Below are 19065 nucleotides of genomic sequence, written 5' to 3' on the forward strand. Positions count from 1 at the left end.
AATAACGTGAATTTAAAAACTGTTTCCGGCTCTGCTGTTGAATTATCAGAAGTAGCTTTCGGTCGTGATTTTAATGAAGCTCTTGTACACCAAGTTGTTACAGCTTATTTAGCTGGTGGTCGTCAAGGTTCTAAAGCTCAAAAATCACGTGCAGACGTTTCTGGCGGTGGTAAAAAACCATTCCGTCAAAAAGGTACTGGCCGAGCTCGTGCGGGTTCTATTCGTAGCCCAATCTGGGTTGGTGGTGGTAAAACTTTTGCTGCTCGTCCACAAGATTGGTCTCAAAAAGTTAACCGTAAAATGTACCGCGGTGCAATGCAATGTATCTTAGCTGAACTTGTTCGCCAAGATCGTCTTGTATTAGTTGAAGAGTTTGCTGTTGAAGCGCCTAAGACTAAAGAATTGCTTGCAAAACTTAACGGCTTGAACGCTACTCGCGCATTAATCGTTACAGAAGCTGTAGATGAAAATCTATATTTAGCTGCTCGTAACCTTCCACACGTTGATGTGGTTGATGCTGCTGGGATCGATCCTGTTGGTTTGATCGCGTTCGATAAAGTTGTTATGTCTGTTGCTGCTGCTAAGAAAATTGAGGTAGAACTCGGATGAACAACGAACGTATCTATCAAGTCCTTCAAGGACCTGTTTTTTCAGAAAAAGCACAAGTTTTAGGTGAAACTGCTGGTGTTCAAGTTTTTAAAGTTGCTATCAATGCAAACAAACTTGAAATCAAAAAAGCAGTAGAACAATTATTTGGTGTAGAAGTTGTTAAAGTTAACACGACTATCACTAAAGGTAAGACTAAACGCTTTGGTAAAACATTAGGACGTCGTTCTGATGTTAAAAAAGCATACGTCACCCTGAAAGCTGGCCAAGATGTTGAAATGGCTGACTTGGGCGATACCGCTGAAAGCGCAGCGGAATAAGGACGAAAATTATGCCAATTCAAAAATGTAAGCCAACGTCTCCAGGACGTCGCTTTGTAGAGAAAGTCGTTCACGACCATCTTCACAAAGGTGCGCCTTATTCGCCGTTGGTTGAAGCTAAAAAACGTACTGGTGGTCGTAATAATAACGGTCACATTACTACTCGTCACGTTGGTGGTGGTCATAAGCAACACTATCGTATCGTTGACTTCAAACGTAACAAAGATGGCATTCCTGCTGTAGTTGAGCGTATTGAATACGATCCTAACCGTACATCGCATATTGCATTAGTTCTTTATGCTGATGGTGAGCGTCGTTATATCATTGCTCCTAAAGGTTTACGTGCTGGTGATAAAGTACAATCTGGTAACGATGCTCCAATTCGTCCAGGTAACTGCTTGCCACTTCGTAATATGCCAATCGGTTCTACACTACATAACATCGAGCTTAAAATTGGTAAGGGTGCACAATTAGTGCGTTCTGCTGGTACTTCTGCTCAATTGTTGGGTCGTGACGGTTCTTACGCTATCGTTCGTTTACGTTCTGGTGAAATGCGTAAAGTACACGTTGAATGCCGTGCTGTGTTAGGTGAAGTATCTAACTCAGAAAGCAACCTTCGTTCACTTGGTAAAGCAGGTGCATCTCGCTGGCGTGGCGTTCGTCCTACCGTTCGTGGTATGGCGATGAACCCAGTAGACCATCCACATGGTGGTGGTGAAGGGCGTAACAAAGGTATTCAACCTGTAAGCCCATGGGGTCAAAAAGCTAAAGGGTACAAGACTCGTACCAACAAGCGTACGACTAAGATGATCATTCGCGACCGTCGCGTTAAGTAACAAGTAAAGGAATCTGACAATGCCTCGTTCTCTGAAAAAAGGCCCATTCGTCGATGCGCACTTGTTCGCTAAGGTTGAAGCGGCTATCGCGGCTAATAACCGTAAGCCGATCAAAACTTGGTCGCGTCGTTCGATGATCCTCCCAGATTTTGTTGGTCTAACAATTTCTGTACACAATGGCCGTAACCATGTTCCAGTGATCGTATCTGAACATATGGTTGGTCACAAACTTGGTGAATTCGCGCCAACTCGTACCTATCGTGGTCACGGTGTTGACAAGAAGTCTAAACGTTAAGGTGCTATGATGGAAGTTACTGCTAAATTACGCGGTGCCGCTATCTCGGCACAAAAAACTCGTTTGGTTGCAGACCTAATCCGTGGCAAATCTGTTGCTCACGCGCTTAATATTCTTAACTTCAGCAACAAAAAAGCTGCAGTTTTGGTTAAAAAAGCATTGGAATCTGCAATTGCAAACGCTGAACACAATAACAGTTTAGATGTAGACGACCTTAAGGTTACTACGATTTACGTTGACGAAGGCACTAGCCTTAAACGTATTATGCCACGTGCTAAAGGCCGTGCAGATCGTATTACTAAGCGTACTTGTCACATTACCGTTAAGGTAGGGGTTTGATATGGGTCAGAAGGTTCATCCAATCGGTATCCGCCTTGGTGTTGTAAAACGTCATAACGCCAACTGGTATGCGAGTCCGAAACAATACGCTGAATATTTGCTTAAAGATCTTCAAGTTCGTGAGTTTTTAACTAAAAAACTTAAGAGCGCGATGGTGAGCAAAATTCTTATCGAACGCCCTACAGGCGCTGCTAAAGTAACAATTAGCACTGCTCGTCCAGGTATCGTAATCGGTAAAAAAGGCGAAGATATTGAAAAATTACAGCGCGAACTTACTCAAATTATGGGTGTTCCAGCGCAAGTAAGCATCAACGAAATCGATCGCCCAGACTTAGACGCTCGTTTAGTTGCTGAAGCAATTGCTTCTCAATTAGAAAAACGTGTAATGTTCCGTCGTGCTATGAAGCGTGCGGTACAGAACTCTATGCGTGCTGGTGCTAAAGGTATCAAAGTTGAAGTATCTGGTCGTTTAGGTGGTGCAGAGATTGCACGTACTGAATGGTATCGTGAAGGTCGTGTACCTTTACATACACTTCGTGCTGACATCGACTATGCAACTATGCGTGCAGAGACTACTTACGGTACGATCGGTGTTAAAGTTTGGATTTTCCGTGGTGAGATTTTAGGTGGCATGAAACAAGTCATGAACCCTGCTCCTGCTGAAGAACGTCCAGCTAAACGTGGTCGCGGTCGTGGTGAAGGTCAAGAGCGCCGTGGTCGTCGCAACGATCGTTCTGCTGAAAAAGGAGAATAATCCATGTTGCAACCTAAGCGTACAAAATTCCGTAAAGTGCAAAAAGGCCGTAATACTGGTCTAGCACATCGCGGTAGCACTGTATCTTTCGGTACGATTGCACTTAAATCTGTTGAGCGTGGTCAAATGACTGCTCGTCAAATTGAAGCTGCTCGTCGTACAATCAGCCGTCGTGTAAAACGTGGTGGTAAGATCTTTATCCGTGTTTTCCCGGACAAACCAATTACTGAAAAACCATTAGAAGTTCGTATGGGTAAAGGTAAAGGTTCTGTGGAATACTGGGTTTGCCAAATCAAACCAGGTAAGATCTTGTACGAAATGGATGGTGTTAGTGAAGAATTGGCACGCGAAGCGTTTACGCTTGCTGCGGCTAAGCTTCCATTTAAAACCACTATCGTTACTAAGACGGTGATGTAATGAAAACTAAAGATCTACGTGAAAAATCGGTAGAAGAGTTGGCAGCTTTGCTTGATGAGCAACAGCTAAACCAATTCCGTCTTCGTATGGCGAAAGCAACTGGTCAATTGGGTAAATCGCATGAAGTTGCGCTTACTCGTAAGACGATTGCTCGTATCAAGACCCTCCTTACCGAAAAACAGGGGAACGGACAATGAGTGAGCAAACAGTTCGCACGTTAACAGGCAAAGTCGTAAGTGACAAAATGGACAAGTCTATTGTTGTACTTATTGAACGCCGCGTTCAACACCCGTTGTATGGCAAATCAATCCGCCGTTCAACTAAATTACATGCTCATGATGAAAACAACACAGCTAAAACTGGTGATGTTGTAACCATCAAAGAAAGCCGCCCAATCTCAAAAACTAAAGCTTGGACTTTAGTGGAAGTTATTGAAGCTGCTGCTGAGTAATTAACGTTCTTGTTGCATCATCGGTCAATTTCGAGTACTCTTTGAGCCTTTCGAAATTGCGACCGGTGATGCTCGGTTTTGGAGTAGGGCAATGATTCAGACCGAAAGTATGCTAGACGTAGCAGACAACAGTGGTGCTCGCCGCGTACAATGTATTAAAGTACTTGGTGGTTCACATCGTCGTTATGCTTCTGTTGGCGACATTATTAAAGTTACTGTAAAAGAAGCTATTCCACGCGCACGTGTTAAAAAAGGTGACGTGATGAATGCTGTTGTTGTACGTACAAAATTCGGCATCCGTCGTCCAGATGGTTCTGTTATTCGTTTCGACGATAATGCAGCTGTTATTTTGAACAACAACAAAGCACCGATTGCAACTCGTATTTTCGGACCAGTGACTCGTGAACTTCGTACTGAACAGTTCATGAAAATCATTTCATTGGCTCCTGAAGTTCTATAATAGAGGCAATCATGGCTAAGATTAGAAAAGGCGATCAAGTAATTGTGATCGCAGGTAAAGAAAAAGGCAAACAGGGAACTGTTTTGTCTGTTTCAAATGACCAAGTTAAGGTTGAAGGCCTTAACTTAGTGAAGAAGCATCAAAAGCCGAACCGTGCAACAGGTGCTGAAGGCGCTATTGTTACACAAGAAGCTTCGCTTCATATTTCAAACGTGGCAATTTTAAATGCTACAACCCAAAAGGCTGACCGTGTTGGTTACCAAGTGATTGAAGGCGTGAAAACTCGCGTTTACAAGTCAAATGGTGAATCAGTGGCGGTAGCGAAGTAATAGGTTGAAATAGGCTATGGCCAGACTTAAAACACGTTATAACGACGAAATCCGAGCTAAGTTAAAAGAAGAACTTGGTTTGGGTAATGTGATGGAGATTCCTCGCATCACTAAAATCACCATCAACATGGGTGTTGGTGCAGCTTCAGCTGACAAGAAATTGTTAGATGGCGCTTTGGCTGATATGCAAGCTATTGCTGGTCAAAAACCAGTGCTTACATTAGCTCGTAAATCAATCGCTGGTTTTAAAATCCGTGATGGTTGGCCGATTGGTTGTAAAGTAACTTTACGCGGCGAACAAATGTACGAATTCTTAGACCGTTTGATCTCTATTGCGATCCCTCGTATTCGTGACTTCCGCGGTTTTTCTGCGAAATCATTCGATGGTCGTGGTAACTATTCAATGGGTCTCAAGGAACAAATTATGTTCCCTGAAATCGATTTTGATAAGATCGATCGTATTCGTGGTATGGATATTACTATCACTACGACTGCTCGCACCGATGACGAAGGCCGTGCGCTAATCCGTGCATTTGGCTTCCCGTTCAAATAAGAGGTCGATATGGCTAAGAAAGGTATGATTAATCGCGAATTGAAACGCGAAGCTACAGTTGCAAAATATGCTGCAAAACGTGCTGAATTAAAAGCAACGATTGCAAACGTAAATGCATCTGATGAAGAACGTTTCGAAGCGATGATGAAGTTACAAGCATTACCACGTAATGCGTCTCCAGTGCGTCTTCGTAACCGTTGTGGTTTAACTGGTCGTCCTCATGGTTACTTCCGTAAGTTCGGCTTAAGCCGTAACAAATTACGCGATACAGTAATGCAAGGTGATGTACCGGGCGTTGTTAAGGCAAGCTGGTAAGGAGCGACTATAAATGAGTATGCAAGATACCGTTGCCGACATGTTAACTCGTGTTCGTAACGCACAAATGGCAAAGAAACAAACTGTTTCTATGCCTAATTCTAAGTTGAAAGTTGCAATTGCAAACGTACTTCAACAAGAAGGTTACATTTCAAATGTAGACGTTGCTGATTCTGAAGGCAAAGCTACTTTGACAATTACTTTAAAATATTTTGAAGGCAAGCCAGTTATTGAAACTGTGAAGCGTGTAAGCCGTCCAGGTCTACGCCAATATCGCGGTAAAGATAGCTTACCGAGCGTTAAGCAAGGTTTAGGTATTGCAATTGTTTCTACAAGCAAAGGCATCATGACTGATCGCGCTGCACGTGCTGCGGGCATCGGTGGTGAAGTTATTGCTTTTGTTTCTTAATAGGTGATTCCTCATGTCTCGTGTGGCTAAAGCCCCAGTAGCTGTACCTAACGGTGTAACAGTTACTCAGAACGGCCGGCAGGTCGAAGTGAAAGGCAGTAAAGGTACTTTGTCTTTCAACCTGCATGCGCTGGTCGAGCTTAAACAGGAAGAAGGTCAACTTCATATTGCTCCAGTTAAAGAATCTCGCGATTCTTGGATGCAAGCTGGTACTGCTCGCGCTGTTCTTAACAACCTTGTTAAAGGTGTTAACGAAGGCTTCGAACGTAAGTTACAACTGATCGGTGTTGGTTATAAAGCTGCGGTTAAAGGTACTATTGTTAACCTTAACCTTGGTTATTCTCATCCTATCGATTACTCTCTTCCAGAAGGCGTAACTGCAGAAACTCCAACTGCTACTGAAATCATTTTGAAATCAGCTAACAAGCAATTGTTAGGACAGGTGGCTGCAGAAATCCGTGCATATCGTTCTCCAGAGCCGTATAAAGGTAAAGGTGTTCGTTATTCGGATGAAGTTGTGCTTCGTAAAGAAGCTAAGAAGAAATAAGGCGCGAGGTTCTTATGAACGAAAAGAAACAATCCCGTTTGCGTCGTGCCAAAAGCACACGCTTGCACATCCGTGCATTGGGTGCGACTCGTTTGTGTGTAAACCGCACTCCGCGTCACATCTATGCACAAGTTATTTCAGCAGATGGTGGCAAAGTATTAGCGCAAGCTTCTACTTTGGATGCATCTTTGCGTAGCGGTACTACTGGTAACGTTGATGCGGCTACTAAAGTAGGTGCTTTAATCGCAGAGCGTGCTAAAGCAGCTGGTGTTACTAAAGTTGCATTTGACCGTTCTGGTTTCAAATATCATGGTCGTATCAAAGCCTTGGCTGATGCTGCTCGTGAAAACGGCTTGGAGTTCTAATCATGGCTAAAGTTGAACAAAACGAAGGTCTTGTTGAAAAGCTGGTTGCCGTTGATCGTGTAGCCAAAGTTGTTAAGGGTGGTCGTATCTTCTCTTTCACAGCATTGACTGTGGTTGGTGATGGTAATGGTCGCGTAGGTTTTGGTCGTGGTAAAGCACGTGAAGTTCCAGCTGCTATTTCTAAAGCACTTGAAGCTGCACGTCGTAACATGATTACTGTTGATCTTGTTGACGGTACTGTTCAGCATCCTATCAATGCTCGTCACGGTGCAAGCCGCGTTTACATGCAACCTGCTTCTGAAGGTACTGGTGTAATTGCTGGTGGTGCTATGCGTGCAGTGTTAGAAGCTGTAGGTGTACGTAACGTATTGACTAAATGTTATGGTTCTACAAACGCTGCTAACGTAGTAAACGCAACTTTCAACGGTTTGCGTGATATGACTTCTCCTGAGAAAGTTGCTGCGAAACGTGGTCTTTCAGTAGAACAAATTTTAGGGTAATCAATCATGAAAACGATTAAAGTTACCCAGACTAAATCTTCTGCGCATCGTTTGAAAAATCACAAACTTTGCCTACAAGGTTTAGGTCTGCGTCGTATTGGTCATACAGTAGAAGTGGTGGATACACCTTCTAACCGTGGTATGATCAACAAAGTCTACTATATGGTTAGTGTAGAGGAATAAGCCATGACTCTGCGTTTAAATGAGCTTGCACCTGCTGAAGGTGCAAAACGTGAAAACCGTCGTTTAGGCCGTGGTATCGGTTCTGGCGTTGGTAAGACCGGTGGCCGTGGTGTCAAAGGTCAAAAATCACGTAAAAGTGGTGGCGTTCGTCCAGGTTTTGAAGGTGGTCAAACTGCGTTATACCGTCGTTTGCCTAAATTCGGTTTCACAAGCCAATTGGCTTTGAAAACTGCTGAAGTACGTTTGTCTGAACTTGCTAAAGTTGAAGGTGATGTTATTTCACTTGAAACTTTAAAAGCTGCGAATGTCGTACGTAAAGATATGGTGCGTGCTCGTATCGTTCTTTCTGGTGAAATCACTCGTGCATTCACTGTACAAGGTGTTGCATTGACTAAAGGCGCTAAAGCTGCTGTTGAAGCTGCTGGCGGTAAAGTCGAGGAGTAATCGCGAGTGACTATGTCTCCTAGTTCTTCAGGTCATGTGAACATGATGAAAGGTCAACCATTTCATGTGAAATATCGTGAAATTATTCACCGATTAATGTTTTTAATTGGTGCATTAGTTGTCTTTCGACTAGGAGCGCATATTCCGCTGCCAGGTATTGATAACGTCGCTCTAGAACGTTTTTTCAAAGCTAATGAAGGTACTTTTTTAGGTTTGTTTAATATGTTCTCGGGCGGGGCATTAGAGCGAATGTCTATTCTTGCGCTAGGAATTATGCCTTACATTTCTGCATCTATTATTGTGCAGTTAATGTCCACGGTTGTTCCTTCGCTAGAGGCATTAAAAAAGGAAGGCGAGCAGGGTAAGCGTAAGATTAATCAATATACGCGTTACGGCACCCTATTACTTGCATTAGTTCAAGGTATTGGAATGTGTGCTGGTCTGATCAGTCAAGGGATTACTTTGACGTCAGGGCTAGCTTTTTACGTTCCAGCACTAACTTCGTTAGTTGCAGGTACTATGTTCTTAATGTGGTTAGGTGAGCAAATTACTGAACGTGGTGTTGGTAATGGTATCTCAATGATTATCTTTGCAGGTATTGTTGCTGGTTTACCAAACTTAGTGATTCAAGCATTTACATCTGTAGATAATGGTCAATCAAGCTTGATTGGTTTGGCTATATTTGGATTGCTATCAATTGCTGTATTAGCAGCAATTGTGTTTATTGAAAAAGCTCAACGTCGCATACCTGTTAACTATGCTCAAAAGCAGCAAGGGCGTCGCGTATTTACTGCACAGCAGACACATTTGCCATTGAAAATTAACATGGCAGGGGTAATTCCAGCAATTTTCGCGAGTTCGTTATTGTTGTTCCCTGCAAGTTTAGGTCAATGGTTGGGTAGTGCTGATCCAAATGCAGGATTCGTGAAGCGTGCGCTACAAGATTTGGCATTAGTATTATCGCCTGGACAACCTTTGTATTTGGTGCTCTTCGGTGCGTTAATTATCTTTTTCTGTTATTTCTATACGGCACTGGTTTTCAGTCCAAAAGAAGTTTCGGAAAACTTGAAACGCAGCGGAGCTTACGTACCTGGTATTCGCCCAGGTGAGCAAACTGCTCGTTACTTAGATCATATTCTTAATCGTTTGACATTTATTGGTGCAATCTACATCACTGTTATCTGCTTAATGCCGATGATTTTACAAAGTTCTTTTGGTATTCCGTTCCACTTGGGCGGTACCTCATTACTTATTGTGGTTGTAGTGGTTATGGACTTTATGGCTCAGCTTCAAGCCCACTTAACATCGCATCAGTATGATAATCAATCGTTAATGAGAAAAACGACTGCTCATCCTAAGGGATAAGCGCACTTAGAAGGTTTCATCATGAAAGTACAAGCTTCTGTAAAAAAAATTTGTGGTAGCTGTAAAGTTATCCGTCGTAATGGGGTTATTCGCGTAATTTGCAGCGCAGAACCTCGTCATAAGCAGCGTCAAGGTTAATTTAATTAAGACCTGTTGATTTCAGTAGGCTAATTAGGTTATTATCCGCCCCTCAAGATTTTTGTGGGGCGGTTGATTATCTCTACTGCCTTTTTGGAGAAATTTGAATGGCTCGTATTGCCGGTGTAAACATTCCGGATAACAAGCATGCTGTTATCTCTCTCACGTATATTTTTGGTATTGGCCGTCACACTGCTAAAAACATTTTAGCTGCTGCAGGCATTGCTACTACTACTAAAATCCGTGAATTAGATGATGCTCAGCTTGATGCGATTCGTGCAGAAGTTGCTAAGGTTCCGACCGAAGGTGATTTACGTCGCGAAATTTCCATGAACATTAAACGTTTAATGGATTTAGGCTGCTATCGTGGTCTTCGTCATCGTCGCAGCTTGCCTGTTCGCGGACAACGCACCAAAACTAACGCACGTACCCGTAAAGGTCCGCGCAAACCTATTAAGAAATAAGATTTCTGGAAGCTAAAAGATGGCTAAAGATACTCGCACACGCAAGAAGGTCACTCGTACCGTCTCTGAAGGTGTTGCACACATTCACGCTTCTTTTAATAACACCATTGTGACTATTACCGATCGTCAAGGTAATGCACTGGCTTGGGCTACCTCTGGTGGACAAGGCTTCCGTGGATCACGTAAATCAACTCCGTTTGCTGCTCAGGTAGCTGCTGAAGTTGCTGGTAAAGCTGCTTTAGACTACGGTTTGAAAAACTTGGACGTCCTTGTAAAAGGTCCTGGTCCTGGTCGTGAATCTGCGGTTCGTGCTTTAGGTGCAGTGGGTTATAAAATTAACAGCATTACCGATGTGACGCCAATCCCGCACAACGGTTGCCGTCCACCTAAAAAACGTCGCGTGTAAGGAGAAACATTCATGGCTCGTTATATTGGTCCAAAATGCAAACTCTCTCGCCGCGAAGGGACAGACCTGCAATTAAAATCTGGCGTTAAACCATTTGACGTCAAAACTAAAAAAGCTGCTAAAGCTCCTGGCCAACATGGCGGAGCTCGTGGTGGTAAACAATCTGAGTACTCACTACAATTACGTGAAAAACAAAAAGTACGTCGTATGTACGGTGTTTTAGAGCGTCAATTTAGTAATTACTATAAAGAAGCTGCTCGTGTTAAAGGCGCAACTGGTGAAAACTTGTTGAAATTGCTTGAAAGCCGCCTCGATAACGTTGTTTATCGCATGGGTTTTGGTTCTACACGTGCAGAAGCTCGTCAGCTAGTATCTCACCGTTCAATCACTTTAAATGGTCGTCGCGTTAACATCGCGTCAATCCAAGTTAAAGCGGGTGACGTGATCGCAGTTCACGAAGGCGCTAAACAACAATTACGTATTAAAAACGCAATTGAATTGGCTGCTCAACGTGGTACAGCTTCTTGGATTGAAGTAGATCATTCAAAACTTGAAGGTACATTTAAAGCTGCACCAGATCGTTCTGATTTACCTGCTGAAATCAACGAAAGCTTGATTGTAGAATTGTATTCTAAATAATCCTTGAGGTAGCAATAATGACGCGTACTGCAAACGAGTTTCTAACTCCGCAAGCGATCAAGGTCGAAGCGGCAAGCGGGACCTCGGCAAAAGTGATTCTTGAACCGTTAGAGCGTGGTTTCGGCCATACTCTTGGTAATGCTTTACGTCGCATCCTATTATCTTCTCTACCTGGCGCTGCCGTGGTAGAAGTTGAGATAGAAGGTGTCGAGCACGAGTACAGTACTTTAGAAGGCTTGCAGCAGGACATCGTCGAGCTCTTGCTGAACCTAAAAGGATTGTCTATTAAGCTGTTCGATCAAAACGAAGCATATTTAACATTAGAGAAACAAGGACCTGGCGACGTAACTGCTGCTGATCTTCGTTTACCTCATAATGTTGAAGTGGTTAACCCTGAACATTTGATTGGTACTTTAAGTGCTTCTGGCTCATTGAAAATGCGCCTGAAAGTTTCTCAAGGCCGTGGTTATGAAACATCTGACTCTCGTTTCCCTGAAGGTGAAACACGTCCTGTTGGTCGTTTACAGTTAGATGCTTCTTATAGCCCAATCAAGCGCGTGTCTTACACAGTGGAAAACGCTCGTGTAGAACAACGTACTGACCTTGATAAGCTCGTCATTGATCTTGAAACAAATGGTACTGTAGATCCTGAAGAAGCGATCCGCAAAGCGGCGACAATCTTGCAACAACAAATTGCAATTTTTGTTGATCTTCAGAAAGATCAAGCTCCAGTTGCTCAAGAACCACGTGAAGAAGTTGATCCAATTTTGCTTCGTCCAGTAGATGATCTAGAGCTTACTGTTCGTTCTGCTAACTGTTTGAAAGCAGAAAATATTTACTACATTGGTGATCTAGTACAGCGCACTGAGGTTGAGTTACTTAAAACGCCTAACCTTGGTAAAAAATCGCTTACAGAGATCAAAGATGTTCTGGCTTCTAAAGGCTTACAACTCGGCATGCGTTTAGAGAACTGGCCACCAGCTAGTCTCCGTATGGACGATCGTTTCGCCTATCGTAGCCGTTAATTAAGTAGGACTATCACCATGCGTCATCGTAATAGTGGTGTGAAATTAGGCCGTACCAGCAGCCATCGTAAAGCGATGTTCCAAAACATGGCTAATTCTTTGTTTGAGCATGAGTTGATCAAAACAACTGTGCCTAAAGCAAAAGAATTACGTCGTGTTGCTGAGCCTTTAATCACTTTAGCTAAAAACGATACTGTAGCAAACCGTCGTTTGGCGTTTGCTCGTACTCGTTCAGCAGCAACAGTTGGTAAATTATTTACCGTTCTTGGCCCTCGTTACAAAGAACGTAACGGCGGTTATCTACGTGTTCTTAAAGCTGGTTTCCGTGCAGGTGATGCTGCGCCGATGGCTTATGTAGAGCTTGTGGATCGTGAAGTAAACTAATTACTTACACGCCATAGAACAATCGGTTGTTCGAAAAAGGTCGGTATTTTACCGACCTTTTTTTATGGCTAAAATTTAGTAATTGTTAGACAAAATATTAATTTGTCCCCAACTGATATGAAATTTGTCAGAAAAATACAAACTTGACATTGCGTATTGTCAAATTTATGATTTAATAAAAATGTACTCTTGAATAGGTTATAAAAAGAACATGGAAAGACAAGTTGATATTCTCATTGTAGGTGCAGGTATTTCTGGTATCGGAATTGCTGCTCATTTATCTAAAAATTCACCACAACGTTCGTTCGAAATTATTGAGCGTCGTGAAAGTTTTGGTGGAACTTGGGATTTATTTAAATATCCGGGTATTCGTTCAGATTCTGATATGTCGACTTTTGGTTTTAACTTTAAACCATGGCAACAAGCCAATGTCTTGGCAGATGGCGCTTCAATCAAAGGTTATGTGGCTGAAGTTGTTGAAGAATATAAATTAAAAGATAAAATCCATTTTAATCATCGTGTACGCACAGCAAATTATGATTCTTCGATCAAGAAATGGGTTGTAGAAATTGAAGGTGCAGACCAAAAATTACAAACTTGGGTCGCAAATTTTGTTGTTGGCTGTACAGGCTATTATAATTATGACCAAGGTTATCAACCTGATTTTCCAAATAAAGATGCATTTAAAGGCGAGTTTATCAACCCGCAATTTTGGCCAGAAAAATTAGACTATACTGGCAAAAAAGTGGTTATTATCGGCAGTGGTGCAACCGCAATCACTTTAGTGCCTGCAATGTCTAAAGGTGGAGCAGGGCATGTAACAATGTTGCAACGCTCACCTACCTATATTGCATCTATTCCATCTGTTGATTTTGTTTATGACAAGATGCGTAAAGTTCTGCCTGAAGATGTTGCATATAAATTAACTCGTGCACGTAATATTGGAATGCAACGCGGGATTTATGCACTTGCTCAGAAGCAACCAAAATTACTGCGCAAATTCCTTTTGAAATCAATTGAAATGCAGCTAAAAGGTAAAGTGGATATGAAGCATTTTACTCCAACTTATAATCCTTGGGATCAACGTTTATGTGTCGTTCCAGATGGTGATCTATTTAAGATTCTGCGTTCAGGCAAGGCCAGTGTTGAAACAGATCAAATAGAAAAAATGACTGAAACTGGAATTCAATTAAAGTCAGGTAAGCATCTAGATGCAGATATTATTGTATCTGCAACAGGTCTTGAAATTCAGATTCTAGGTGGAATTAAGGCGACAATTGACGGCAAGCCAATGAATACTTCACAACATATGCTTTATCAAGGTGTAATGGTCAGTGATGTGCCGAATATGGCGATGATTATTGGATATATTAATGCTTCATGGACACTTAAAGTGGATATTGCAGCAGACTATATTTGCCGTCTTGTGAATTATATGGATCAAAAAGGCTTTGATGAAGTGATTCCACAAGGTGATGCGACTGAATTAATGGAAGATACAGTAATGGGTAGCCTCAGTTCTGGCTATATTGCTCGCGCAGCTAATGTCATGCCGAAACAAGGTAAGCATGCACCATGGAAAGTGTCGAATAATTATTTAGCAGATCGTAAAGAGCTAAAAAATGCTAGATTTGATGATGGTGTATTAAAATTTTATAAGCGTACAGCCCAAGCAGAAAAGAAGCCTAAACTTGTTTCTTGATTGATGTAAAAAGATGTAAAAAACAGAAAGGAGCGAAAGCTCCTTTTTTTATGTTCACTCTAAAAATAGAAGAAACTTATTCAAGACATAAAATTTTTGAATAACGAAGTTGGTATTTTATATGTAGAAAAGGAGTAAAAAGACTCCTTTTCTTGTTTAGTTGAAAGATGAATTAAAAACTATAAAGAACGTGAAATGAGTTCTTTCATGATTTCATTGGTTCCTGCATAGATACGGTTAGCACGATTGTCAATATATGCACGAGCAATAGGGTATTCAAGCATGTAGCCATAGCCACCATGTAATTGTAAACATTCATCGACAACATTCGAAAATAATTCAGAAATTTTGTATTTTGCTGCTGCCGCTGCTTCTATACCTAAAGTACCTTCAAGTTGCAGTTCCATACAACGATCGAGATAAGCACGACAGAAATCAATTTCTGTACGCATTTCTGCCAGTTTAAAACGGGTATTTTGAAAAGCACCAATCGGCTTGCCAAAAGCTTTACGGTCTTTGGTATATTGCACGGTGTGGGCAAATGCAGCTTCAGCACCTGCTTGGCAAATAATGGCGACCAGCATACGCTCCCAAGCGAGCTCTTTCATTAACATGATAAAGCCCATGCCTTCCATGCCAATTAGATTTTCTTTAGGCACACGGACATCTTCAAAGAATAATTCACAAGTATCTTGCCCTTTCATACCAATTTTGTTTAAAGGTTTACCTTTGCTAAAACCAGCACGATCAGCTTCTACAATGATTAATGACAGATTGGCAGATCCTTTATCCGAGCTACCAGTTTTACACACAACGATGGCCATATCGCATAAATAACCATTGGTAATAAAGATTTTAGAACCATTGATCACGTAATCATCGCCATCTAAAACAGCAGTAGTACGGACACCTTGTAAGTCTGAACCAGTACCCGGTTCAGTCATCGCTATGGCTGTGACGACTTCACCTGACGCCATTTTAGGCAGCCATTTTTTCTTTTGATCTCCATTTGCAAAGTTGTTGAGATAATTAGCAACAATATCTGAATGCAATGAAAAACCTGTTGCAGAATCCATAGCATAGGCTTGTTCTTCGATCAGAATCATACTGTATAAGCGGTCTACACCATAACCGCCATATTCTTCTGGCATGGTTGCACATAAGAGGCCTAAAGCCCCAGCTTTATTCCACAAATCACGATCAACATATTGTTGTTTTTCATATTTTTCGATATTGGGTACAACTTCTTTTTCATAGAATTTACGTACAGTTTCTCGAAATGCTTCATGTTCAGCATTAAATAATTTACGAGGTAGCATGTTTGCTAAAGGTCGAATTGCACCAGATTGCATTTTTATAATATCCAAATAGAATTTTAGTCCTTAGAAATTATGTGAAACTGCAACCCGTCGCAATGAGATGAATGCTCAAAACAAATCCAAAAATGATGAATTTGGTCATTTGGATAAAAGAAGAAAATTTTAAATAGAAATAAGGTAAACTAAGCTTGAATTTAGAAAGGGGAAAATAATGTCTGATGAAATAACATTAGAAGAGCGTAAAGTGATCTATCGTGCTCGACGTGGTTTAAAGGAAATCGACGTTTATTTTGATCCTTATGTAAAGCAGCACTACTTACAAGCAGAAGCTTCTGAAAGAGCTTTATTTAAAGAATTGGTTGATCAAGAAGATCCAGATTTACTTGACTGGTTCATGGAGGTTTCAGAGCCACCACGTTCTGAGCTGCGTGATTTGATCACTAAATTAAAAAAATATGTTCATGGATAGTCAAGCCGTCCATCATTGTTACCATTTAAAACCCAGTCGATTTGCACTGGGTTTTCAATTTTTATGTTTATTATTCATGTTCGTTTTAATCTATTTTGCGATGGGTATTTGGGTAAGTGTAAGCTGTTTTATCATCGCGTATTTGAGCTTAAATTTTTTCCGTCGTCGCAATAGTGCTTATAAATTAGAACAATTGGATTATCAATTGTGGTCAGTACAATACCAATCATCACAAAAAATTCAGCATGTTAAAATTGAGCGATTTATTGATCATACTTTTTATATTGCAGTCAATTTTGAGGATAAAAAATTAAAACCTTTCATCATTTGGCAAGATCAAGTCACGCAATATCAATGGAAATCTTTAAAAACACGCTGTAAATTCTAATGATTGTCTAACAAATTAAAATAGATAAAATATATTTATGATGATAAAAAACATTGGTTTAATTTAAATTTTAATAAAATATAGTGTTTTGTTAGACGAAAATTAATGAAAAAGAGCAAATATACAGATTGTCAGACAATTATCTGGATGTATTTTAGAACTTCATTGTAAATTAAAAAAACCAACAGCGAATGAGGGATTTCCAAATGGGTGAAATTCATACGTTTTGGTTTCTAATCATCGCAATTGTTCTTGCGATTAGTATAGGAAGATTAGGAACTGTGCTGAGGGAACAGATTGAGAAAGCGAATGAAAATAAGCTAACCAAACTCAAAACCAATAAACTCTCCTAAGAGTTTACCTTTTAACAAGTAGCATGTGCAGAACCGTCGCAGTGCTACTTTTTTTTGCCTAAAATTCGTATAAATATAAACTTAGGTCAATTGAATTGTTTTATCTTTGTGGCACATTGTTTCGATAAAATTAGAGCAATTACTCTTTTATTCGAAGAGTTCATCTGATATTGTTGGTTAAAAAGGACATAAACACAATTATATAGAGGACAGGAAAATGTCTAAGGTCCACAAATTTGGTCAATTGATGCTGACCGCTGTTGTCGCTTCATCTGTTCTATCTGGCTGTTCATATGTGGTGAAATCTGGTGCAAATATTGCCATCGGGTTTAGTGAGAAACATATTGTCCCACCGATTCTTACTGGTGGGGACACAGATATGGCATGTAATTCTGGAAATGCATTAACACCAGCCATTATGGCAACAAAGGATATGGGGGCAGATCCGACCCGTATGGCGGTGCTTCTATATTCTGCGGCGGGTATGTGTGCAGAAAACCGTGCCTTAGATGCTGAACTCAGGTATTTACGTGCTTCAAAAGACGGCAAAGTGACAGAAGCTCAAGATGCGCGTGTAGAGCAGAAGCGTTGGGCTGCACTTGCTGCAGAACGTCAATATACAGGTTATCAACTTTTTGCTGAACGTTGGCAGGCGAAATATAAATATACTTTGGGTGATTCGTGCCCAACTATGCGTAAAGACTTAGACCAAACTGTTTATTTAATTGGTATGCTGAGTGGCTTACAAGCGATGACCAATGATATTAACTCTGGAGGTGCTGTGAATGTACCGAAGGATATTGCTGCGATTGTAGAACGTGGTATGGCATGTTTGGATAATAATAAATTTTGGGGTGCTCCAAACGCAACACGTGCAGTTATTTGGACACTATTACCTGGCGCTGGGGATGGCAAGCCTGATCCAACACAGACTTTGCAACAATCGATGCAAATTGCTGAGCAAAAAGGTGTTCGTTTAGCATTTGCGATGAATGCTGTTGCTGCACAAGCGAGTGGTGACGATACTAAATTGCGTAATGCATTAAAAGCATATGCAGCGTCTCGTGCAGAAGATAAGCCTGTTAACCCTGAGTTTAGATTATTGGATAGTATGGCTGGTCATATGATTCAAGGTATCGCAGACCGTTATTGGACAGAAAACACAGGTGTTCGTGCTGCTGATGATGGAATGTCTACATTTTGGGATGAGCAAAATACTTCAGGTGATGACGAATTATTTAATGATTTTCCTGCACCAACAGAAAGTTCTGATGTAGCCGCACCAGCCGAAGAAGCAACTGGAAACAGTGAGTAATACGACTTAAATAAATTTTCACTAAAAGAAGAGCAAGGGCTCTTCTTTTTTTCTGGTGGGTAATGGAAAGACAACAACTCCGTCTAAGCTGCTTCATGATATTGGGATGTGCCATTTTTTTTGGCATTCTTCAATTTTTTCAACAGCAATTTATTTATCAATACGATGTTCTATTTTCACAACCATGGCGCATATGGACAGGGCATTGGGTACATGTGGGGTGGATTCACTTTTTATTAAATATTCTAGTCTTTGCCTGTTTGCCATTTTTATTTCCTCATATTAGGCAGAGGTATTTAATAGTATTACTTATAGTATTACCTGTATTATTAAGTATTACTTTGTATTTTATTTATCCAAATATTTTTGCTTATGCAGGTTTATCAGGGATTTTGCATGGGTTATTTATTTTTTGTGCTATTGTGAGTTTAACAGAGCGAAAAGAACGTAAATTTGCGACACTTATTCTGTTATTGATACTGATAAAAATAGTTTGGGAATACTTCTTTGGTTCATTTCAAACGGCACAATTGATTGGTAGTCCAGTACTCACTCAAGCGCATTTATGGGGAGTAATATGGGGTGCGCTGTTGGCAATATTGTGCATTATTTTTCATATAAAAGTGATTGAAAGAAATCAATCATTAGATTTTAAAGAATAATAGGGTTTTATTTTTATTGAATGTTAGATGTTTTATTAAAATAAAGACTTAGCGTGTTTGGTGGGTTGAAAATATTATATCATTTGATTAATTTTAAAGAATTAAGTTGATATCAGTTTTTATAAATTAATATTGATTTGGGTTGATTCTTTACCAATTAAAGGTATTTTAGTAACTGATACAAAGCTAAGTAATATATCAATTACGATTACAGTGATAGGTGTAGTATTTCATTTCATTTTAAATTTTGTAACATATCACGTGGGTGAAAAAGTTTAGTGAGTCAATATCAAATATCGAGATTAAGCAAAAA

The 19065-nt window shown here is 40.7% G+C and carries 32 protein-coding genes and 1 pseudogene; 32 read left to right on the forward strand and 1 reads right to left on the reverse strand.

Annotation, left to right across the window (positions count from 1 at the left end; translation table 11 throughout):
- The first annotated feature begins 6 nt into the window (after positions 1–6).
- The 27 genes and pseudogenes from rplD to ACY45D_RS02390 all read left to right on the forward strand — a co-directional run bounded on the left by rplD (position 7) and on the right by ACY45D_RS02390 (position 14246).
- On the forward strand, positions 7–609 hold the full coding sequence (rplD, locus tag ACY45D_RS02260; protein ID WP_004725681.1) for a 50S ribosomal protein L4: 603 nt from the start codon (positions 7–9) through the stop codon (positions 607–609).
- Positions 606–926, forward strand: a complete 321-nt coding sequence (gene rplW, locus ACY45D_RS02265) for a 50S ribosomal protein L23 (protein ID WP_010111913.1) — start codon at positions 606–608, stop codon at positions 924–926. The genes rplD and rplW overlap by 4 nt, the downstream gene beginning before the upstream one ends.
- Before the next feature lie 11 nt (positions 927–937).
- Positions 938–1762 carry a 50S ribosomal protein L2 gene (rplB, locus tag ACY45D_RS02270; RefSeq protein WP_010111915.1) on the forward strand — a complete coding sequence of 275 codons (825 nt, stop codon included), beginning with the start codon at positions 938–940 and terminating at the stop codon, positions 1760–1762.
- A gap of 19 nt (positions 1763–1781) precedes the next feature.
- On the forward strand, positions 1782–2057 hold the full coding sequence (gene rpsS / locus ACY45D_RS02275; protein WP_004281508.1) for a 30S ribosomal protein S19: 276 nt from the start codon (positions 1782–1784) through the stop codon (positions 2055–2057).
- Positions 2058–2066: 9 nt separating this feature from the next.
- Positions 2067–2396: a 50S ribosomal protein L22 gene (gene rplV, locus ACY45D_RS02280; RefSeq protein WP_004691320.1), complete on the forward strand. Its 330-nt coding sequence runs from the start codon at positions 2067–2069 to the stop codon at positions 2394–2396.
- Position 2397: 1 nt separating this feature from the next.
- A pseudogene (gene rpsC / locus ACY45D_RS02285) lies at positions 2398–3214 on the forward strand (30S ribosomal protein S3).
- A complete protein-coding gene (rplP, locus tag ACY45D_RS02290) occupies positions 3154–3567 on the forward strand; it encodes a 50S ribosomal protein L16 (RefSeq protein ID WP_004725694.1) in 414 nt (137 codons plus the stop codon). The pseudogene rpsC and the gene rplP overlap by 61 nt, the downstream one beginning before the upstream one ends.
- The gene (gene rpmC / locus ACY45D_RS02295) at positions 3567–3764 is read left to right on the forward strand and encodes a 50S ribosomal protein L29 (protein WP_463108281.1); all 198 of its coding nucleotides are present in this window, start codon (positions 3567–3569) and stop codon (positions 3762–3764) included. The genes rplP and rpmC overlap by 1 nt, the downstream gene beginning before the upstream one ends.
- Positions 3761–4018, forward strand: a complete 258-nt coding sequence (gene rpsQ, locus ACY45D_RS02300) for a 30S ribosomal protein S17 (RefSeq protein ID WP_004725698.1) — start codon at positions 3761–3763, stop codon at positions 4016–4018. Before rpmC ends, rpsQ begins: the two co-directional genes overlap by 4 nt.
- 91 nt (positions 4019–4109) lie before the next feature.
- Positions 4110–4478 carry a 50S ribosomal protein L14 gene (gene rplN / locus ACY45D_RS02305; protein ID WP_004657680.1) on the forward strand — a complete coding sequence of 123 codons (369 nt, stop codon included), beginning with the start codon at positions 4110–4112 and terminating at the stop codon, positions 4476–4478.
- An 11-nt stretch (positions 4479–4489) separates the two neighbouring features.
- Complete coding sequence (rplX, locus tag ACY45D_RS02310; RefSeq protein ID WP_004825187.1) at positions 4490–4807, forward strand: 50S ribosomal protein L24; 318 nt, start codon at positions 4490–4492, stop codon at positions 4805–4807.
- A 16-nt stretch (positions 4808–4823) separates the two neighbouring features.
- A complete protein-coding gene (rplE, locus tag ACY45D_RS02315) occupies positions 4824–5360 on the forward strand; it encodes a 50S ribosomal protein L5 (RefSeq protein WP_004725705.1) in 537 nt (178 codons plus the stop codon).
- A 9-nt stretch (positions 5361–5369) separates the two neighbouring features.
- The gene (gene rpsN / locus ACY45D_RS02320; protein ID WP_004825185.1) at positions 5370–5675 is read left to right on the forward strand and encodes a 30S ribosomal protein S14; all 306 of its coding nucleotides are present in this window, start codon (positions 5370–5372) and stop codon (positions 5673–5675) included.
- Positions 5676–5688: 13 nt separating this feature from the next.
- Positions 5689–6084 carry a 30S ribosomal protein S8 gene (gene rpsH, locus ACY45D_RS02325; protein WP_120382585.1) on the forward strand — a complete coding sequence of 132 codons (396 nt, stop codon included), beginning with the start codon at positions 5689–5691 and terminating at the stop codon, positions 6082–6084.
- A 13-nt stretch (positions 6085–6097) separates the two neighbouring features.
- Positions 6098–6631 carry a 50S ribosomal protein L6 gene (gene rplF / locus ACY45D_RS02330; protein WP_463108282.1) on the forward strand — a complete coding sequence of 178 codons (534 nt, stop codon included), beginning with the start codon at positions 6098–6100 and terminating at the stop codon, positions 6629–6631.
- Between the two features lie 14 nt (positions 6632–6645).
- A complete protein-coding gene (rplR, locus tag ACY45D_RS02335; protein ID WP_002049741.1) occupies positions 6646–6996 on the forward strand; it encodes a 50S ribosomal protein L18 in 351 nt (116 codons plus the stop codon).
- 2 nt (positions 6997–6998) lie between these two features.
- On the forward strand, positions 6999–7496 hold the full coding sequence (gene rpsE / locus ACY45D_RS02340; protein WP_010111943.1) for a 30S ribosomal protein S5: 498 nt from the start codon (positions 6999–7001) through the stop codon (positions 7494–7496).
- Positions 7497–7502: 6 nt separating this feature from the next.
- Complete coding sequence (rpmD, locus tag ACY45D_RS02345) at positions 7503–7679, forward strand: 50S ribosomal protein L30 (protein WP_089605404.1); 177 nt, start codon at positions 7503–7505, stop codon at positions 7677–7679.
- A 3-nt stretch (positions 7680–7682) separates the two neighbouring features.
- Positions 7683–8123: a 50S ribosomal protein L15 gene (gene rplO / locus ACY45D_RS02350; RefSeq protein WP_463108283.1), complete on the forward strand. Its 441-nt coding sequence runs from the start codon at positions 7683–7685 to the stop codon at positions 8121–8123.
- A gap of 45 nt (positions 8124–8168) precedes the next feature.
- Positions 8169–9488: a preprotein translocase subunit SecY gene (gene secY / locus ACY45D_RS02355; RefSeq protein ID WP_171407731.1), complete on the forward strand. Its 1320-nt coding sequence runs from the start codon at positions 8169–8171 to the stop codon at positions 9486–9488.
- A gap of 21 nt (positions 9489–9509) precedes the next feature.
- Positions 9510–9626 carry a 50S ribosomal protein L36 gene (gene rpmJ, locus ACY45D_RS02360; protein ID WP_000867907.1) on the forward strand — a complete coding sequence of 39 codons (117 nt, stop codon included), beginning with the start codon at positions 9510–9512 and terminating at the stop codon, positions 9624–9626.
- Positions 9627–9733: 107 nt separating this feature from the next.
- Positions 9734–10090: a 30S ribosomal protein S13 gene (gene rpsM, locus ACY45D_RS02365; protein ID WP_005012957.1), complete on the forward strand. Its 357-nt coding sequence runs from the start codon at positions 9734–9736 to the stop codon at positions 10088–10090.
- Between the two features lie 19 nt (positions 10091–10109).
- Positions 10110–10496 carry a 30S ribosomal protein S11 gene (gene rpsK / locus ACY45D_RS02370; RefSeq protein WP_001040166.1) on the forward strand — a complete coding sequence of 129 codons (387 nt, stop codon included), beginning with the start codon at positions 10110–10112 and terminating at the stop codon, positions 10494–10496.
- A gap of 12 nt (positions 10497–10508) precedes the next feature.
- Positions 10509–11135 (forward strand): 30S ribosomal protein S4, encoded by a 627-nt coding sequence (rpsD, locus tag ACY45D_RS02375; RefSeq protein WP_010112125.1) that lies wholly within the window; start codon positions 10509–10511, stop codon positions 11133–11135.
- Positions 11136–11152: 17 nt separating this feature from the next.
- Complete coding sequence (locus ACY45D_RS02380) at positions 11153–12160, forward strand: DNA-directed RNA polymerase subunit alpha (protein WP_004816876.1); 1008 nt, start codon at positions 11153–11155, stop codon at positions 12158–12160.
- Between the two features lie 18 nt (positions 12161–12178).
- Positions 12179–12544: a 50S ribosomal protein L17 gene (gene rplQ / locus ACY45D_RS02385; RefSeq protein WP_004281488.1), complete on the forward strand. Its 366-nt coding sequence runs from the start codon at positions 12179–12181 to the stop codon at positions 12542–12544.
- Positions 12545–12755: 211 nt separating this feature from the next.
- On the forward strand, positions 12756–14246 hold the full coding sequence (locus tag ACY45D_RS02390; RefSeq protein ID WP_463108284.1) for a flavin-containing monooxygenase: 1491 nt from the start codon (positions 12756–12758) through the stop codon (positions 14244–14246).
- 179 nt (positions 14247–14425) lie between these two features.
- On the opposite strand, the gene ACY45D_RS02395 is transcribed toward ACY45D_RS02390, so the two are convergent.
- Positions 14426–15598, reverse strand: coding sequence for an acyl-CoA dehydrogenase family protein (locus ACY45D_RS02395; protein ID WP_463108285.1), 1173 nt, complete (start codon positions 15596–15598; stop codon positions 14426–14428).
- Positions 15599–15776: 178 nt separating this feature from the next.
- On the opposite strand from ACY45D_RS02395, the gene ACY45D_RS02400 reads away from it, so the two are divergent.
- The 5 genes from ACY45D_RS02400 (at position 15777) to rrtA (ending at position 18752) form a co-directional block, all read left to right on the forward strand.
- On the forward strand, positions 15777–16034 hold the full coding sequence (locus ACY45D_RS02400) for an FAD assembly factor SdhE (RefSeq protein WP_463108286.1): 258 nt from the start codon (positions 15777–15779) through the stop codon (positions 16032–16034).
- A 76-nt stretch (positions 16035–16110) separates the two neighbouring features.
- Positions 16111–16422: a hypothetical protein gene (locus ACY45D_RS02405; RefSeq protein WP_463108287.1), complete on the forward strand. Its 312-nt coding sequence runs from the start codon at positions 16111–16113 to the stop codon at positions 16420–16422.
- A 206-nt stretch (positions 16423–16628) separates the two neighbouring features.
- On the forward strand, positions 16629–16775 hold the full coding sequence (locus ACY45D_RS02410; protein ID WP_463108288.1) for a hypothetical protein: 147 nt from the start codon (positions 16629–16631) through the stop codon (positions 16773–16775).
- Positions 16776–16992: 217 nt separating this feature from the next.
- Positions 16993–18090: a hypothetical protein gene (locus ACY45D_RS02415; protein ID WP_463108289.1), complete on the forward strand. Its 1098-nt coding sequence runs from the start codon at positions 16993–16995 to the stop codon at positions 18088–18090.
- Positions 18091–18152: 62 nt separating this feature from the next.
- Positions 18153–18752 carry a rhombosortase gene (gene rrtA, locus ACY45D_RS02420; protein WP_463108290.1) on the forward strand — a complete coding sequence of 200 codons (600 nt, stop codon included), beginning with the start codon at positions 18153–18155 and terminating at the stop codon, positions 18750–18752.
- Positions 18753–19065 lie beyond the last annotated feature (313 nt).

The organism is Acinetobacter sp. BZX-2, assembly GCF_055179795.1.

Bases quoted from the DNA above. Each gene is read 5' to 3' on its own strand.
- rplW (WP_010111913.1), top strand. From the start codon at position 606: ATGAACAACGAACGTATCTATCAAGTCCTTCAAGGACCTGTTTTTTCA.
- rplB (WP_010111915.1), top strand. From the start codon at position 938: ATGCCAATTCAAAAATGTAAGCCAACGTCTCCAGGACGTCGCTTTGTA.
- rpsS (WP_004281508.1), top strand. From the start codon at position 1,782: ATGCCTCGTTCTCTGAAAAAAGGCCCATTCGTCGATGCGCACTTGTTC.
- rplV (WP_004691320.1), top strand. From the start codon at position 2,067: ATGGAAGTTACTGCTAAATTACGCGGTGCCGCTATCTCGGCACAAAAA.
- rplP (WP_004725694.1), top strand. From the start codon at position 3,154: ATGTTGCAACCTAAGCGTACAAAATTCCGTAAAGTGCAAAAAGGCCGT.
- rpmC (WP_463108281.1), top strand. From the start codon at position 3,567: ATGAAAACTAAAGATCTACGTGAAAAATCGGTAGAAGAGTTGGCAGCT.
- rpsQ (WP_004725698.1), top strand. From the start codon at position 3,761: ATGAGTGAGCAAACAGTTCGCACGTTAACAGGCAAAGTCGTAAGTGAC.
- rplN (WP_004657680.1), top strand. From the start codon at position 4,110: ATGATTCAGACCGAAAGTATGCTAGACGTAGCAGACAACAGTGGTGCT.
- rplX (WP_004825187.1), top strand. From the start codon at position 4,490: ATGGCTAAGATTAGAAAAGGCGATCAAGTAATTGTGATCGCAGGTAAA.
- rplE (WP_004725705.1), top strand. From the start codon at position 4,824: ATGGCCAGACTTAAAACACGTTATAACGACGAAATCCGAGCTAAGTTA.
- rpsN (WP_004825185.1), top strand. From the start codon at position 5,370: ATGGCTAAGAAAGGTATGATTAATCGCGAATTGAAACGCGAAGCTACA.
- rpsH (WP_120382585.1), top strand. From the start codon at position 5,689: ATGAGTATGCAAGATACCGTTGCCGACATGTTAACTCGTGTTCGTAAC.
- rplF (WP_463108282.1), top strand. From the start codon at position 6,098: ATGTCTCGTGTGGCTAAAGCCCCAGTAGCTGTACCTAACGGTGTAACA.
- rplR (WP_002049741.1), top strand. From the start codon at position 6,646: ATGAACGAAAAGAAACAATCCCGTTTGCGTCGTGCCAAAAGCACACGC.
- rpsE (WP_010111943.1), top strand. From the start codon at position 6,999: ATGGCTAAAGTTGAACAAAACGAAGGTCTTGTTGAAAAGCTGGTTGCC.
- rpmD (WP_089605404.1), top strand. From the start codon at position 7,503: ATGAAAACGATTAAAGTTACCCAGACTAAATCTTCTGCGCATCGTTTG.
- rplO (WP_463108283.1), top strand. From the start codon at position 7,683: ATGACTCTGCGTTTAAATGAGCTTGCACCTGCTGAAGGTGCAAAACGT.
- secY (WP_171407731.1), top strand. From the start codon at position 8,169: ATGAAAGGTCAACCATTTCATGTGAAATATCGTGAAATTATTCACCGA.
- rpmJ (WP_000867907.1), top strand. From the start codon at position 9,510: ATGAAAGTACAAGCTTCTGTAAAAAAAATTTGTGGTAGCTGTAAAGTT.
- rpsM (WP_005012957.1), top strand. From the start codon at position 9,734: ATGGCTCGTATTGCCGGTGTAAACATTCCGGATAACAAGCATGCTGTT.
- rpsK (WP_001040166.1), top strand. From the start codon at position 10,110: ATGGCTAAAGATACTCGCACACGCAAGAAGGTCACTCGTACCGTCTCT.
- rpsD (WP_010112125.1), top strand. From the start codon at position 10,509: ATGGCTCGTTATATTGGTCCAAAATGCAAACTCTCTCGCCGCGAAGGG.
- ACY45D_RS02380 (WP_004816876.1), top strand. From the start codon at position 11,153: ATGACGCGTACTGCAAACGAGTTTCTAACTCCGCAAGCGATCAAGGTC.
- rplQ (WP_004281488.1), top strand. From the start codon at position 12,179: ATGCGTCATCGTAATAGTGGTGTGAAATTAGGCCGTACCAGCAGCCAT.
- ACY45D_RS02390 (WP_463108284.1), top strand. From the start codon at position 12,756: ATGGAAAGACAAGTTGATATTCTCATTGTAGGTGCAGGTATTTCTGGT.
- ACY45D_RS02395 (WP_463108285.1), bottom strand. From the start codon at position 15,598: ATGCAATCTGGTGCAATTCGACCTTTAGCAAACATGCTACCTCGTAAA.
- ACY45D_RS02400 (WP_463108286.1), top strand. From the start codon at position 15,777: ATGTCTGATGAAATAACATTAGAAGAGCGTAAAGTGATCTATCGTGCT.
- ACY45D_RS02405 (WP_463108287.1), top strand. From the start codon at position 16,111: ATGTTCGTTTTAATCTATTTTGCGATGGGTATTTGGGTAAGTGTAAGC.
- ACY45D_RS02410 (WP_463108288.1), top strand. From the start codon at position 16,629: ATGGGTGAAATTCATACGTTTTGGTTTCTAATCATCGCAATTGTTCTT.
- ACY45D_RS02415 (WP_463108289.1), top strand. From the start codon at position 16,993: ATGTCTAAGGTCCACAAATTTGGTCAATTGATGCTGACCGCTGTTGTC.
- rrtA (WP_463108290.1), top strand. From the start codon at position 18,153: ATGGAAAGACAACAACTCCGTCTAAGCTGCTTCATGATATTGGGATGT.